Consider the following 14001-nt stretch of genomic DNA (forward strand, 5'->3'; position numbering starts at 1 on the left):
TTACTGGATTGCCTCCTTCTGCCAAACAAAGTTAGAGACTGTTTTCCCGTTTTTAAAGTAATATACACCACCCCAGTTGTGAACGATCTTTTTGTATTCCACCCCTATATTACCATCAACGATAATTCTACGGGTAATCGTCTTACTTCCTTCCATGTATTTTTCTTCGGTCAAGCCCTGAGGGTATTTTTTCGCCAGTTCAGTACAAAAGCCCATTTTCTCGTTGGAAATCTGAACATCTTTAAGCGAGTAATTCTTTTCAGATTCGGTAGTTGCCGTAGCCTGCATAGCTGCTTTTGCAGCTTCAATTTTCTTCAATTGATTACGAGGATATGGATCCGTAGTTCTGAGTTTGATCGCACTTTTATAAGCATTTTCAGCAGCCTCGTAGTCTTTAATTTTCATCGCTTCATCCCCTTGAGAAATCAACAGGGTGTACTTTTCATCCTGGTTCAGGTCATCGCTACGCAAATTGTTAATCGCCTGAATTTGTTGTCTTGGATACTCAGCCAATGGTTTAATCTTCAAAGCAGCCATGTAATACTCTTTGGCCAACTCATAATCCCGAGCTTCAAATTCAATGTCAGCATCTCGAATGAGGGTATTGTACTCATCCTGAAGGGCATCTTCTTCTTCCGCCTTCTCGTCAATCACCTCTTGGTTTTGAGCGGCCTGCTGAGCAATCAGCTCTTTACGTTTCTTTACATAGTTGCGATCTACCTGGATGATTTTGGTACGCTCATCAAAGTAGTAGCGAGCCACTGGAATGTCGTATTGATCGGTTTCCATACCATCTACGTAACGAATCATTCCCATGTTGAATCTTCCTAAATCGTAGCCGTCCTTTTTGGCCTCATCGGGCATGTCGATCAAATCGATTTCCACGCTTTTGGTCACGTATCCAGCTTTGGAGAACTGAAGAATATAGCGGTAATCGAATTTCAATTTGAAACTAAATCCCCCATACTTGTCGGTAAAAGCAGAATCGATGGTGGCACCGTTGTTAATTACGGCAACCCGAACTCCACGAAGCATTTTCTCGCCCTCGGTCACAAAGGCATCTTTAATTTCAAGGTTTTTCTCGATGGCATTGGTATCGCCTCCACCCCAAAAACTGCGCTTCTTTTTCTTTTTTTCCTTGGCTGGAGCCTCCATCTGATCCTGATTTTGATCGTCCTGAGCCTGAGCCGCAGGGGTTATCAGCCACATCAGGGCCAGCATAACTACAAAGGAAATGGAAGAGCTTTTAAAAGTGTATGACATCTGGTTTTTGATTTTCTTGTTCAAATCTCTTTTTAACGGACTTCTTGTGTTTGCGGTCCACCACAAAGTTCATGCTTATATCATCATACATAAACCTTGCCAGTGGCTCCCGGTAAAGGTCGTAATTCGTACCGGACTCCCGAGGAATCATGTCCAGTTTAAACATGCCCAAATCGTAGCCGATATTCTGATCTTCCCCTGGAACTTCGCGGGTATCCACCTCAACTAATTTAGTGACATATCCTTCTTTTCTGAACTTGATATGATACAGACTATCAAATTCAAGTATCAAGGTAAAAAAGCCATCCTCGCCTGTGGTGGTTTCGCGCAACAAGGTCTTTCCGTGGTACAGTTTTACCTCAACTTGCGAAAAAGGCCTGTTTTTCAAAGTTACCTGAGCATTGACCAAAACATTGTTTTCCAGTGCCGTGGAATCATCCTCGTCGCCAAAAACGGCCACTTCTTGTCCATAAGCAGAACTGCTTACAAGGAAGATTAGACTGAAAAATATGCCTGATATGATCTGCTGCATGTGAAGCAAAAATATTTGAAAAGCTGCACCTTAGAGATCAATCCTCTAAAATTTTATGACAACTTTCCCACGAAAACACACCCCGCATTTTGACAGACTGTTTACCTGCCCATTCGTTGGGTTATATTCCGCTAATACAGGCTTAAATTAAGGCTTTTCAACATTACCGACTTAGTTGCTTCGGTAAAAAGCAACATGCTGAGGTATAAATCCAGCGGGGTAGGTTTTGAGCAGATTGGCCGATGAGTCAATGTGAAGAATACTTCCTTTGGCGGTGAAGGATCCTGCATCGGTCGCAAGGATGGTTTTACCGTCGGGCGAGACTCCTAAACCATAAAGGTTGCGTCCTGGTGTTTCTAACCACAGTTCTGGCGACGGCGTGTTGTTAGTTACATCGATTCGGTAGATACCCCGATTCAAGAAATAAAGCTGCTGGGCAGCGCCATCGGTTCTTAATCGGGTTGGAGAATCTTCGATATTTGGAAAAGTATAGGTAAAATCTACCTGCAACCGATCTACATCGATCCTATCCAATCGGGGATTTTTTCGCGTGTTTACGTTCCACCCTCCGTCACAAAGAACCCAAACCTTGCCCTGGTAATCCTGAACTAAACTCTGAGGCTGATTGCCCACTGAAATCCGCTTTTCAACCTGACCGGAATGTTTGTTTAAAACAATCACCTCGTGCGATTTAACCATACAAGCAAAAACCCGATCTCCTACAACAATCATTTCCTCTATCCAGCCTTCAATCACCGTTCGGGTACTCACCTCTCCGGTTCTTAAATTCAACTGGTAGATTTTCTCCGCTCCCAAATCACTCACCCAGGCTATGGTATCTGAGACGGGAAGCAAGTATCGGGGCGACACAAAACCATTCAAGGTCTTTACAATTTTCACTTCCGGCAGACTAACCTGATAGATTAAACCTGAGTAGTTAACCACAATCCAGGCCATGGTATCCCTTACCGTAATAGACTGCGCCACATCTCCCAACTTCACCTGATTGCTTCTAAAAAAGAAATCTTGCTGATCGGAACGCTGATCCAAATCCACCAGAGTGAGCGAAGCATTGTTGTAGGTAAAATTGCCTTCGTTGAGCACCAAGGCAGAATAAACCGGAGCCAGCAGGCTATCCCTGATTTCGGGGTTATCTTGCTGGGGACCAAAATCAGGATCTTTTTTACAGCCCAAAAAGACCAGCAACGCTGCTAATAGCAAATACCTCATCATAGCCATTCGTAGCGAAATTTAAGGAAATAATTACGACCTGGCATAGGGCGATTAGCTATGTTTTGATAGGGCTCGTCAAACAGGTTTAGCACCCCACCTTCCATTCCAATTCGGTGTTTTTTCCAGAACTTCTTTTTCCATCCAATCCGTAAATCGGCCAGAAAGTAATCGGGCATCCAAATGGTGTTCTCAGGATTAATGTAGCGTGTTCCGGTATAGCTATGATCGTATCGTAGGTAATAATCCAACCAACGGGCTTCCAGATTTATTCGAGCTCGGTGCTGGGGCGTATAGATAAGTTGATAACCTTCGTCGGTCTCGGTAAACTGGTAGTTATACATAGCTCTGACCTCTACACCCATTTTCCGACCATTTCGTCTCACCCCCATGTTCACTTCGGTTCCTTGAGCCAGCACTCTATCCCGATTGGTCACCCGCCAAATTCCGTCGGATTGCGGAATCCATAGAATCCAGTTGTTTACCTGATTGACATAATAACCCAAATCATAAAATAAGATCCATTTTTTTCCGGCTTCGCCCTCAAACCCCGCATCGGCTGTCCACCCTTCTTCATCTTTCAAATCAGGATTACCTCCTACCCCCAAAACCGATCGTTAAGGGTAGGGATAGCGACATGGTATGAAGCAGAGAGTCGTGCTTTCACCCATTTTTTATAGAGCGGATAACTGGTGGCATAGGAAGGCAATAAGGGATAGATTCGGTCATCGGCTACCAAGCTCTTAATGAGTATACTGTTCATCCACTTTTTGTTGGCCCAGGCCCAGGTACCACGGTGAATCATCTGAGTTTTCCACTGCGATTTCCATTCGCCATATTCGGTGTTAAAGGCTTCGGCGTAATCGGTAATCAGAGAAGACTCCATCTTGAGCGCTTTACCGAGGTAGTAGTTTACCCTTACCTGGCCATTTGCATGATTCTCTGAACTCTTACTAAACACATCGGCACCCTCATTCTCATACAAGAGTATCTGGTGTTTGATGCCTCCAATGGCGTACCAGGAGGTCTTGGAAGAAATACGGCTCCACTCCAGCGTTCCCAAAGCAATTCGATCATCCTGCTTTTCTTTGGGATGGGCCTTTGCTGCCGGGCCAGGCAAGTCACGGTCTGCAGACAGGTAAATGAAATTGGCTTTTAAGGCGCTGTTCTTCCCGGTTCGAAAGAGGAGCAACTGAGAGAATCCGCCCTTGTTAAAAGATGCCTGCTCTCGAGTGTGCTCCTCATATTCAGGAGGTGTGGGATCGATGTAAGGAAAATCGTTGTCGGCATGTTGGTACAAAATGCGGGTAGAGCTACTAATTGACGAATTACTCCAATCTACACGTAGTGCCTCGTTATGCGCTCCAAAACTCCCAATTTGCCCCATGGCCGTGACATAAAATCGAGGCTGAAAGGTGGCCTTTTGACGCAGTTGTAGACTTCCTCCTAATCCTCCATCTCCATCGATCATACTCGAAGCGCCATAATGAACCTCCAATTCATCTACCAGCAACCCCGAAAACAAGCTAAGGTCAAAGACTCCATTCATTCCGGAATTGATCGGAACACCATTAAAATACAGCTTGGTGTGATTCGCACCGGTGCCACGAAACGAAGCGGTGCTCAACAATCCAGGGCCCTGATCACGGATAAATAACTCGGATTCGGAACGTAATAACTCACCGAGATCTGATAGATCGTAAGGAGCCATTCGTGCACTATCCAGCTCGCTTTTTTTGAATGATTCATCCGGCGTAATTCGAACGTCGGAAAGAAAAAAGACTTTTAATTCAAGGGTGGTATCCGTTTGTGCTCGCATCGTATTCCCGAGCACTAAACTCAGAATCAACAGACACCAAACCGACTTCATCGAAGAACTACTTTCTGGATCTCTTGTCCATCTTGAGTCTGAATGATAACGCTATAGACACCCGCAGAAAATCCATCCAGACTCCAACCTTCGCCCATGCGATTTAGTTGGCTCATTCGGCCTAAGCGATCCATCAAAGTCAATTGAACGTTCTCCGAAGATCCTTTCAAATACAAACGATCGGTGGCTGGATTGGGGAATAACTGCAGGTTAGATTCTTCGGCCCAGAAATCGGGTACTGGCAAAAAAGTCTCTCCTTGATAATGGATAAGTCCAACGGCATTCAAATCAAATCCACCGGTGTAAATACCACTGACTTCAAAGTCCGTAGGATAAGGATCATTGACTGGCCGGCCTTTACTATCTCTTTGTTTCCAGCGGGCATCCATGCTCCCCACCACATCCACAATTCGGATATGGGTGATGCTATCTACATTTAATCCTGGACTTCCCTTTACTTCTTCCAAATCGAATGGAGTTCCGAATAAGCCTTTGTACTTGCCAGCCAGGTTGTACAAATTGGTGGCATCCAAAGCATCGAATGAACCGATCTGAGAGGTGGTATCTGTATGCGATTCAGCCGGAAAGCGAGTAAAATTAATTCCATCAGAACTCACTTCTACAAAGGCCAGTTCGAGGAAAGTGTGATTGAAGCTGTTTTCAAAAACGGCAAAATCGGGTCCGGCACCATTGGTCACCGTACCATTAAAGGAAACAGTGACGTAACCTGAATCTCCCAAACTCAGAGCTTCAGGATTGGCTTTACCCAGTGCATACCAGGTTTCGCCGTGTGTTGTTCTTCCTTTTTGTGGAAAGGCTATGTTTATAAATCCCCGATGAACGGTGGCTTCAGATGCCCAGGAAACGAAAATGGAAGAATCTTTATGAATCGCCTTTGTACCCGGCTGATCCGCAGCTGGGGCAAAGGGCCCTTGTGCCAATAACTGGTTTCCTGCCAAGAGCAGCAGACCAATAAACAACCGGGTACAAAGCGAGAAATCTTTCATTAGTGAATCACTTGAATGCGAAGAGGTTTAACTCCAGCTTGATTCGTCGTAATCAAATACATTCCAGGCTGAAGACTGCTGGTGGATACTTCGTTGGATCCAAGCTCAATGCGATCGGTACGAATCAAATTACCAGCCATATCATACCAGTTTAGTGAACCGGCTTGCTGAACTCCAGCGATGGTCAATACCTGGTTAGTAGGATTAGGGAATACATGAATGCTTTCTTGAGCCGACCATTCGTCTACGCCAACTGTGTTCTTTTCTACATTAATATTTACCCAGGCAGTATCACATTTACCATAAACATCACAAAGGATGTAGGAGCAACTGTCTTTTCCTATGTATCCGGCATCCGGCAAGTATTGCAAGGTTTTGTTGCTGGTAAGTGTAATGTGTCCATTCTTGGTAGTGTCTAAAACAGAAACATTGAGAGATGCGCTATCCTCGTCTGAATCATTTTTCAAAATATCGATGGTGATGGCTTGTCCTTCAAGCGCAGAACCCATATCGTCAACGGCAATTGGAGCTGAGTTTACCAATACATAAACCAATCCGGTATCGGTCAATCCACTTTTATCTTCTACTACGTAACCCAAGGTATCGTAACCGTGGAAGCCATTGTTTGGCGTATAATCAATTTGATTTCCAGTTCCAGCCATTGCTGTACCATTGATCGGCTGCAAAATTGTTTTCACACTCAAATCTGCCTTAGCTCCATCTGGGTCAAGGTCGTTGGCCAATACGTCAATGGCATTTCCAGAAGATGCTGTTTCCGCTTCAGACCAATCGTATCGAGCGATAGGATCGAAAAGGTTAGAACTGTTTTTCACAATCAAACTGTCCATACACACATAAGTAGGCGTATTGATACCCCAGTTTCCTACATCTGTACTTTCAAAGCTCATGTAAACGGCTTTTACGCGACCCAAGGTTCTAAGGTCAACCCAAGTCCAGTCATCAACAATGTAGTCTCCCGTTGCGCCGCGGTAATCGGCCAAATAGAAGTATACGGAATCCGTAATCTCGCCTTGGGCATCGATACCGTAAAACTGAACCCGGAAAAAATCAGGGTCAGTTCCCGTGGTACCACCAAATTTTTTGGCGATATTATCACCTTCCTTCATGGAATAGTAAGCGAAGGTGGAATTAGTCAGGCTCACACCCATTACAGAGTCTCCGGCAGCCGAGTGAGTGAAGGATATCAATCCTTCGGAATACATGACTCCATATGCTTTGGAATTGTTGACACCTGAACCAGCTATAGAGGCATACTGATTACCCCAACCGCGTGTAACGGTATCGCTTACTTCCGACACAGAGAATCCACTCCAGGAGCTCCAGGCCGGGTTATAGTCATTAAAAAAGAAGGCAGCACCGCTAACGGTTCCGCCGCTTAAGTCAGAGCCGTTCCAGATACTATCCGGAGCAGCCATTAGGTTTTCAAAATCAGATACTGTTTGAGCCTGTGAAAAAGGGATCAAACCAATCATCAATGCCAGACCTGCAAAGGTTTTGGAAAGATTAATCATCGAAGTAAAAATACGTGTTTAAATAGTTTTCTAATAAACCGGGCTTATCCCGAGCCTGGTAATTAATTACATGCGGCAGGTCTTCTGACTTAGCTCCTTTTCGGGTCTTCCCAGTTGCACTGGCAACAAGTGACATTGTGGTCCGAAAAGATAAATTATGAGCCTTACAGCTGCGGGAACAGTCTCCGAGTCTCACGGAATTCCCATTTTAATTCCTGGGCACGGTAGTGCTTCAGAAACCGCAATGCGCTGCGAAGGTAATTCTAATTCTCAACTGATTTTTACGATTCCCAACTTTTTTGATTTGCTCCTGTGAATTTTCTAATATATTCGCCACACATCAACCTGGTTGTAAAGCGAGCCAATTAGGACTGAATGAATAATTTTAAGAGAATATTACTGATCGACGACGATCCGATTCAAAATCTGATTAACACCAAACTTCTGAACCGCATTGACTTTAGCGAACGCATCGATGTGGCAATTAATGGGAAGTTGGCTCGGGATGAATACTTGCTTAGCGATGAACCGCTGCCCGAAATCATTTTCCTTGACATTAATATGCCTATTATGAATGGATGGGAGTTTTTGGATATGCTTAAAGGAATGGAACTTCCTCATTTACCCGATGTTTATATGCTCACTTCTTCTATTTCCCCAGAAGATATTCGGCAATCGGACAACCATCCTATGGTTAAAGGTTACATTACTAAGCCTCTCAATCTGGACAAGCTTCTGGAAATTAAGTTGAGTTTCTTTAAGGATTAAATCACCCCTTCCCTTTTCCGGAAAAACCACTCTAAGGATAGCAGTGTTAGCAGCAAGGCAAATATCCATTTGAGATGCACTAAGTCGAGGTAGGTATTTTCCTCAAAAACGACAGGCTCAGCTATTTCTTGTTCCATCTTGGTTAACCATTCATTGGCTTGCTCCAAGGTATACAAGGCTCCTCCCGACTGTTGTGTCAAGTTGGTCAAAAGCTGATGATTGGTACGGTATTCGGCAAACTCCAGGTAGGTTTCGGTTACTGTAAACTCACCCTTATCACTTAATTCCTTTCCTCCAAAACTTACTTTGGCTTCGTAGGAATAGGATCCTGGTTCCAACGTTCCCACTTCTAACAAATACTTCCCTTGACTCCGGGCCATTTGCCAGCTGTATTCCTCCCCTTCCTGGTTTTTCAGAACCACAGTGGCTTCGGGATCGTTCACCCGCTCAAATGCCTGGTTGTACAATTCACCGTAGAGTAATACGGGTTCTGTAGCTTTAAAGCTACGAGCAGCCCGAACTCTAAAGGGACGATTCAAATCTTTACTGGCCAAATAGGCCGTACTCCGGTCCCAAATCTTATTGAATACTTCAGTGTTGCCGTTTTGTTCAAACTCAGCCAAAGGCCAGCGCCAAATCCCTTCTCCTGCAAGAACTCCTGTTTTCTGACCGTTTAGGGTGGAAAAAATCCATAGTGGATACTCGGTTTTTACCAATCCAATTTGCTGCTGTAAAAAGGACTCGTAGTTCCCCATCGGTTTTGCTTCACCGAAGGGAACGGTCAATGGTGGCAGAATATCAAATACGGCTCTTTCTCTTGAATTCAGATCAAAGAGTGTAAAGCCGGCATTGAGTCCAGCTCGGGCCTCGCCATATTGTCCGTTAAAGCCAGACCATTTAACACCAATGTTATGCTGATTGAGAAAGCCAATATTGGTTCGTGGCCCCACAATGAACATCTTGGGCAAACGGGTCTGCATAAAGGAGTTGAATGCTTGAAGTTTTCCTTTAAGAGCAGGTGCCTGATAAAGAATGGCCAGGTTGTAGTTTTTCTCCAGGCCATCCATATCCATCGACGAAAGGTCATTGACAGGCAAAAGCTCTACTTCGTAGTTTTCATTGTTTTCTAAAGTCCTGCGAATAGCACCTACATCGGGATGCGTAAAAGCATAAACCAAAAGAATCTTTTGCCGGGCATCCAGCACCTTTACATAAAGGTTCATCCGGTTGTTTCTTACCGTGCGCTCTCCTTTTAGGGGTTCTATGGTAAGGGTAAATTGTTGTACTCCTTCTCGCTGAGCCTCTACTTCGTATCGAAAGGTTTTAAAAACGTGTCCACCTCCCAAATCCCAGGGTTGCTGATCCAACACCTGTCCGCCTGAACTTAAGGTTACTTTAGCTCGTTTTCCCTTTAAACCTTCGGCTACAACATCAAATTCCAGGGGAAATCGATCGCCCAGAAAAGCAATCTCGTTGTACCGGGCATCCGTAATTTTTAGATCTGCCGATTTGGAGGTATCCCCAGTTTCCAAAACATAAATGGGTGCCTTAATTCTATTTTTTACATACTCCGGATTGCTGCCCTGGTTATATATCCCATCCGTAATAAGCGTAACGCCGGCTACATTTCGAAATGAGTACAAGGCATTCAGCTCCTCAAGAAACCCAGAAAGGTTCGTTTCTGATTCCTGAAAACTGAGCGTATCAAAGGTTTGGGTTTCCTCTCCGAAAGTAAAGGCCTTGACTTGGTATTTGCCATCCAATCTCTCCGATACTTCCTTTACCCAGGTCTCAACGGATTGAGCAAGCGTCAATGAGTCTGCATGATTTTTCATGGACTGACTGTTGTCAATCCCCAGAATGAGAACGGGTTCTTCAGATTCGTAGCTGGTGTATCGAATCAAGGGTTCGAGTAGCAAGGCGCAAATCGCACTTACCACCAGAGCTCTCATTAGGGCTAAGCCCCAAACAACCGGCTTGGAAAAACCACTGCGGTTATCTCGGTAATACAGCAGACCAGCAATAAGTCCACCGACTAACAGGCAAACCAGCAGATACCAGTTGGGGTAATTAATTTCGAGCATGCGTTCTCAAATATCAATGAATTGATCGAAACGCCGGAAGGTTGGTTCCTATTTTAGGAACTTTTATAATTCCGATCAGGAAGTTAGCATTCCGCCATCCACATGAAGGGTCTGCCCTGTGATGTAAGAAGACATATCAGAAGCCAGGAATACAGCCAGATTTGCCACATCTTCAGGAGTACCACCTCTTTTCAACGGGATAGCCTGACGCCACTCGTTCACGGTTTCTTCTGGAAGTGCTCCCGTCATCTCAGTTTCGATAAATCCAGGGGCGATGGCGTTGCAACGAATGTTTCTTGATCCTAACTCAAGGGCGATGGATCGGGTGAATCCCAAAATACCAGCCTTAGAAGCTGAATAGTTAGCCTGACCAGCGTTTCCTTTAACCCCAACCACGGAGCTCAAGTTAACGATAGACCCTGAGCGCTGCTTAAGCATTGTACGCTGCACAGCCTTGGTCATGTTGAATACCGATTTCAGGTTTGTGTTCATTACTTCATCCCACATATCCTCGGTCATTCGCATCAGCAAATTGTCACGAGTTACACCGGCGTTGTTAATCACCACATCAATTTTACCTCCGAAGTCTTTCAGTACGTCAGCAATCAATTGTTCTGCTGCATCAAATTCGGCAGCGTTAGATTTATAGCCCTTTGCTGTAATACCGTATGCACTTAGCTCTTCTTCCAGCTTCTTAGCCTTTTCTTCAGAAGACAAATAAGTGAATGCGATATGAGCTCCTTGCTCAGCAAATTTTTCGGCCATTCCTCTGCCAATTCCACGAGATGCACCTGTAATAATTGCAACCTTTCCTTCGAGTAGTTTCATGCGAGTGATTTTAGATGCGCCAAAGATAGAACTTGATTTGAATCTCCATGCTTCTATCTCAATTCCAAATCTCGAATCTCGAATCTCCAATCTCCAATCTCGAATCTCGAATCTCCAATCTCGAATCTCCAATCTTCAATCTCCAATCTCGCATCTCGTATCTCGTATCTGAACTCAGGGTTCCAATAGCAATGGGATGTTCACCAGCAGTGATTTATATTTTTCGTCTTCGTACTCGCACCCACCCTTGTCCCTCCTATCTTTGGTCAAAATTGAATCCATGGAAAATCCAAAACAGGAAACAGCTCCTTTCGACCATTTCGCTTCCTTAGATATTCGCGTTGGAACTCTAATTGAGGTTCGCCCCTTTCCTGAAGCCCGTAAGCCAGCGTATCAACTGAGCATTGACTTTGGTCCTATGGGTGTTTTGAAATCCTCAGCTCAGATTACGGCGCTCTATTCGCTCGAAGATTTGAAAGGAAAGCAGGTTATTGCGGTGGTCAATTTTGAAAACAAGCGTATTGCCGGCTTCAAATCCGAATGCCTGGTATTGGGAATCTATGGTGAAGATACATCTGAGGTCACCCTGCTTTGTCCAGAGCGCCCGGTGCCTAATGGAAGTAAAATAGGTTAAGTACTCCTTAGAATACTACAATTTTCACCCGACGGTTGTAGATCTGCTTATCCGGATCACTGGTCACTTCATCGATCGCAAAACGTGGGCTGCTTTCTCCAAAGAATTCAGTGCGGATAGGTTGCTTCACTCCTTGACCTTCTAAATACTCCTTAACAGATAGTACACGCTTTTCGGAAAGCTTGAGGTTGTAACTCTCATTTCCAACGTGATCGGAGTGGCCACTCATGTAGATTTTAACATCCGGGTTTTGCTCCAGGAAGGCCAAAAGCTTAGCCAATTTGCCTTGGCTGTATTCGGTCACCAGCTTGGAGTTAAATCCGAAGTATACATTCTCTTCATACTTAGGTGTAAGCGGTGCAGACGATGCAGCAGCACTTCCAGGTGCACCCTTTAGGTTTTCACGACCGTCTTCCATTTCGGTAGCTCCGGCCAGACCTTCTTGTCCCATTCCGGTATAGCTCACCTCAATACGCGATGGCTCAATGCCAGAATCGATTAGGTTGTTGTACGCTTTAAGTGCCCTTTTACGAGCATCTTCAGCCGCACCTACCCCAGCACCAGTGGCTACGATCTGAGCAGTAAAATTGGGATCCTTATTCAGCACTTCAGCCGCTTCGTCCAATCGAGCAACGGTAGCCGAATCCAGATTGCCAGACTCATCCAATGAAATATCGTTTAACAACAAAACTTGTTTTCCACCTTCAGGCAAACCTTCACCCTCACCTTCGATTCCGCCAGCAATCAACTCAGGGCCGCCAGTTGCAGTGCTATCCCCTTCTGACAATTCGCGTTCTTCAGCTTCCAACTTGGCCAACATGCTTTCATCAATGTTCATGTCCACCCCTTTGGTAATGCGGTAAATGTCATATTCACCATATCCACCGGATCGGTTAGAAGCATAGTAAGCATGGGAACGATCGTGACCGAGCATGTAGTTTACTTCATCGAATGGCGAGTTAATTGGAATCTCCAGGTTTTGCGGCTTGCTCCATCCCGTATCAGAACGGTAGCTTACAAAAACATCATATCCACCAATACTGGAATGACCCGCTGACGAAAAGAATAAAGTGGTGTCGTCCAACATATAAGGAGTGGCCTCATTGAGCTCTGTATTAATTCCAGGTCCCATGTTAACCAACTCTCCCCATTTGCCAGAAGAATCTCTTTCACTTACAAACAGGTCTCTTCCACCAATACAGTCGAAACGATCGGCGGCAACGTACAGCTTGTTTCCATCTGGAGAAATAGTTGCACTGGTTACCTGGTTACCAGCCCGGCTAAAGGTTTCACTAAACTTGCGAGGCTCCAACCAGTTTTCACCGTCATTTTCTAAAACATCGATGTGGTTGTCCACATAAACAAATAGCTGCGACTCGTCTGGTGAAATAGAAACCGTAGCGTTGTGTTTTTTTGAGTTCACCAAAGCTCCATTAAAGAACTTGGAGTTGTTTACATTTTGAACGTCCGTCCAAAGGGCAGAGCGGTTGGTCGCCTCATAAATATCTTCAAAATACTGTCCGTCTGAGTATACCTCTCCTCCAGTCGATCCGGTTCTACGAGATGTAAAAACCAAGGTACGGTTGTTATTCATAATGATGGGGCCATACTCCGAAAAAGCACTGTTTACCTCATCACCCAAATTCTCGATGCGGATGAATTTATTTCCTTCCACATAAAACTTACTTACGTTTTTGGTATTGCGATCCACACGATCGAGAAGGTTCTGATCTTTTTCAATCAAATCTTTTCCTTCATCACATTGTTGGATGTAGGACTCTACCTCTTTTTTGCGCAATCTTCCCACCTTTCCCTTCGGAAGACCTTCTACCAAATAGGTGTTATAGGCAGCCAGTGCAAACAGAAAATTGTGCTCGAGGTGGTACACACGACCCAAGTAGTAGAACATTTCAGGCATATCGGCCCGATTTCCTTTTTCCAAGGCACTCTCAAAATACTTTTTGGAAGCTACTTTATTAAAAGAACCTTCATAAATACAGATTCCAAGCTCGTAGTTGTAATTTGGATTTGCCGTATCGGATTTGTGGAGTTCACTGTAAGACTTAAACGCCTCACGAAACTCTTCCATCTGCATGTAATCCCTGGCCTGCTTCAGCAATTTCTTCTTCTGAGACTCGGTCAAATCATCTTGAGCCACCGCGCTCATTGCTCCAAAAAGTAGCGCCAAAAGGAGGCACGATAAGGTTTGAATTCGCATGTATTTCGCACTCTTGTGTTAGGAACAAATATAAT

12 protein-coding genes and 1 riboswitch are annotated in these 14001 nt (G+C 44.7%); of the genes, 2 read left to right on the top strand and 10 right to left on the bottom strand.

Annotation, left to right across the window (positions count from 1 at the left end):
- The 7 genes from KFE98_21445 to KFE98_21475 form a co-directional block, all read right to left on the bottom strand.
- Positions 1-1263 (bottom strand): hypothetical protein, encoded by a 1263-nt coding sequence (locus KFE98_21445; GenBank protein UTW62528.1) that lies wholly within the window; start codon positions 1261-1263, stop codon positions 1-3.
- Positions 1247-1795 (bottom strand): carboxypeptidase regulatory-like domain-containing protein, encoded by a 549-nt coding sequence (locus KFE98_21450; protein UTW62529.1) that lies wholly within the window; start codon positions 1793-1795, stop codon positions 1247-1249. Before KFE98_21450 ends, KFE98_21445 begins: the two co-directional genes overlap by 17 nt.
- A gap of 171 nt (positions 1796-1966) precedes the next feature.
- Positions 1967-3034: a hypothetical protein gene (locus KFE98_21455; GenBank protein UTW62530.1), complete on the bottom strand. Its 1068-nt coding sequence runs from the start codon at positions 3032-3034 to the stop codon at positions 1967-1969.
- Positions 3025-3633, bottom strand: a complete 609-nt coding sequence (locus tag KFE98_21460; GenBank protein ID UTW62531.1) for a TonB-dependent receptor — start codon at positions 3631-3633, stop codon at positions 3025-3027. The genes KFE98_21455 and KFE98_21460 overlap by 10 nt, the downstream gene beginning before the upstream one ends.
- On the bottom strand, positions 3624-4895 hold the full coding sequence (locus tag KFE98_21465; protein ID UTW62532.1) for a Plug domain-containing protein: 1272 nt from the start codon (positions 4893-4895) through the stop codon (positions 3624-3626). Before KFE98_21465 ends, KFE98_21460 begins: the two co-directional genes overlap by 10 nt.
- Positions 4892-5902, bottom strand: coding sequence for a T9SS type A sorting domain-containing protein (locus KFE98_21470; GenBank protein UTW62533.1), 1011 nt, complete (start codon positions 5900-5902; stop codon positions 4892-4894). The genes KFE98_21465 and KFE98_21470 overlap by 4 nt, the downstream gene beginning before the upstream one ends.
- Positions 5902-7434, bottom strand: coding sequence for a DUF4465 domain-containing protein (locus KFE98_21475; GenBank protein UTW62534.1), 1533 nt, complete (start codon positions 7432-7434; stop codon positions 5902-5904). Before KFE98_21475 ends, KFE98_21470 begins: the two co-directional genes overlap by 1 nt.
- Before the next feature lie 56 nt (positions 7435-7490).
- A riboswitch (cobalamin riboswitch) is annotated at positions 7491-7693 on the bottom strand.
- 116 nt (positions 7694-7809) lie between these two features.
- Between KFE98_21475 and KFE98_21480 the strand changes: the two genes are divergently transcribed.
- Entirely contained in the window at positions 7810-8202 is a 393-nt protein-coding gene (locus KFE98_21480; GenBank protein UTW62535.1) for a response regulator, read from the top strand.
- Here the strand turns inward: KFE98_21480 and KFE98_21485 are convergent.
- The gene (locus KFE98_21485) at positions 8199-10286 is read right to left on the bottom strand and encodes a hypothetical protein (protein UTW62536.1); all 2088 of its coding nucleotides are present in this window, start codon (positions 10284-10286) and stop codon (positions 8199-8201) included. The genes KFE98_21480 and KFE98_21485 overlap by 4 nt on opposite strands.
- 75 nt (positions 10287-10361) lie before the next feature.
- Positions 10362-11114 carry a 3-oxoacyl-[acyl-carrier-protein] reductase gene (gene fabG, locus KFE98_21490; GenBank protein UTW62537.1) on the bottom strand — a complete coding sequence of 251 codons (753 nt, stop codon included), beginning with the start codon at positions 11112-11114 and terminating at the stop codon, positions 10362-10364.
- A 280-nt stretch (positions 11115-11394) separates the two neighbouring features.
- Between fabG and KFE98_21495 the strand changes: the two genes are divergently transcribed.
- Positions 11395-11748 (top strand): tRNA-binding protein, encoded by a 354-nt coding sequence (locus tag KFE98_21495; GenBank protein UTW62538.1) that lies wholly within the window; start codon positions 11395-11397, stop codon positions 11746-11748.
- Positions 11749-11755: 7 nt separating this feature from the next.
- On the opposite strand, the gene KFE98_21500 is transcribed toward KFE98_21495, so the two are convergent.
- Entirely contained in the window at positions 11756-13966 is a 2211-nt protein-coding gene (locus tag KFE98_21500) for an OmpA family protein (GenBank protein ID UTW62539.1), read from the bottom strand.
- Positions 13967-14001 lie beyond the last annotated feature (35 nt).

It is taken from the genome of bacterium SCSIO 12741 (assembly GCA_024398055.1).
Taxonomy (GTDB): domain Bacteria; phylum Bacteroidota; class Bacteroidia; order Flavobacteriales_G; family Salibacteraceae; genus SCSIO-12741.

Excerpts from the sequence above, each read along its gene's own strand:
- KFE98_21455 (UTW62530.1), bottom strand. The coding sequence starts at position 3,034 with ATGGCTATGATGAGGTATTTGCTATTAGCAGCGTTGCTGGTCTTTTTG.
- KFE98_21445 (UTW62528.1), bottom strand. The coding sequence starts at position 1,263 with ATGTCATACACTTTTAAAAGCTCTTCCATTTCCTTTGTAGTTATGCTG.
- KFE98_21475 (UTW62534.1), bottom strand. The coding sequence starts at position 7,434 with ATGATTAATCTTTCCAAAACCTTTGCAGGTCTGGCATTGATGATTGGT.
- KFE98_21470 (UTW62533.1), bottom strand. The coding sequence starts at position 5,902 with ATGAAAGATTTCTCGCTTTGTACCCGGTTGTTTATTGGTCTGCTGCTC.
- KFE98_21450 (UTW62529.1), bottom strand. The coding sequence starts at position 1,795 with ATGCAGCAGATCATATCAGGCATATTTTTCAGTCTAATCTTCCTTGTA.
- KFE98_21465 (UTW62532.1), bottom strand. The coding sequence starts at position 4,895 with ATGAAGTCGGTTTGGTGTCTGTTGATTCTGAGTTTAGTGCTCGGGAAT.
- KFE98_21485 (UTW62536.1), bottom strand. The coding sequence starts at position 10,286 with ATGCTCGAAATTAATTACCCCAACTGGTATCTGCTGGTTTGCCTGTTA.
- KFE98_21495 (UTW62538.1), top strand. The coding sequence starts at position 11,395 with ATGGAAAATCCAAAACAGGAAACAGCTCCTTTCGACCATTTCGCTTCC.
- fabG (UTW62537.1), bottom strand. The coding sequence starts at position 11,114 with ATGAAACTACTCGAAGGAAAGGTTGCAATTATTACAGGTGCATCTCGT.
- KFE98_21480 (UTW62535.1), top strand. The coding sequence starts at position 7,810 with ATGAATAATTTTAAGAGAATATTACTGATCGACGACGATCCGATTCAA.
- KFE98_21500 (UTW62539.1), bottom strand. The coding sequence starts at position 13,966 with ATGCGAATTCAAACCTTATCGTGCCTCCTTTTGGCGCTACTTTTTGGA.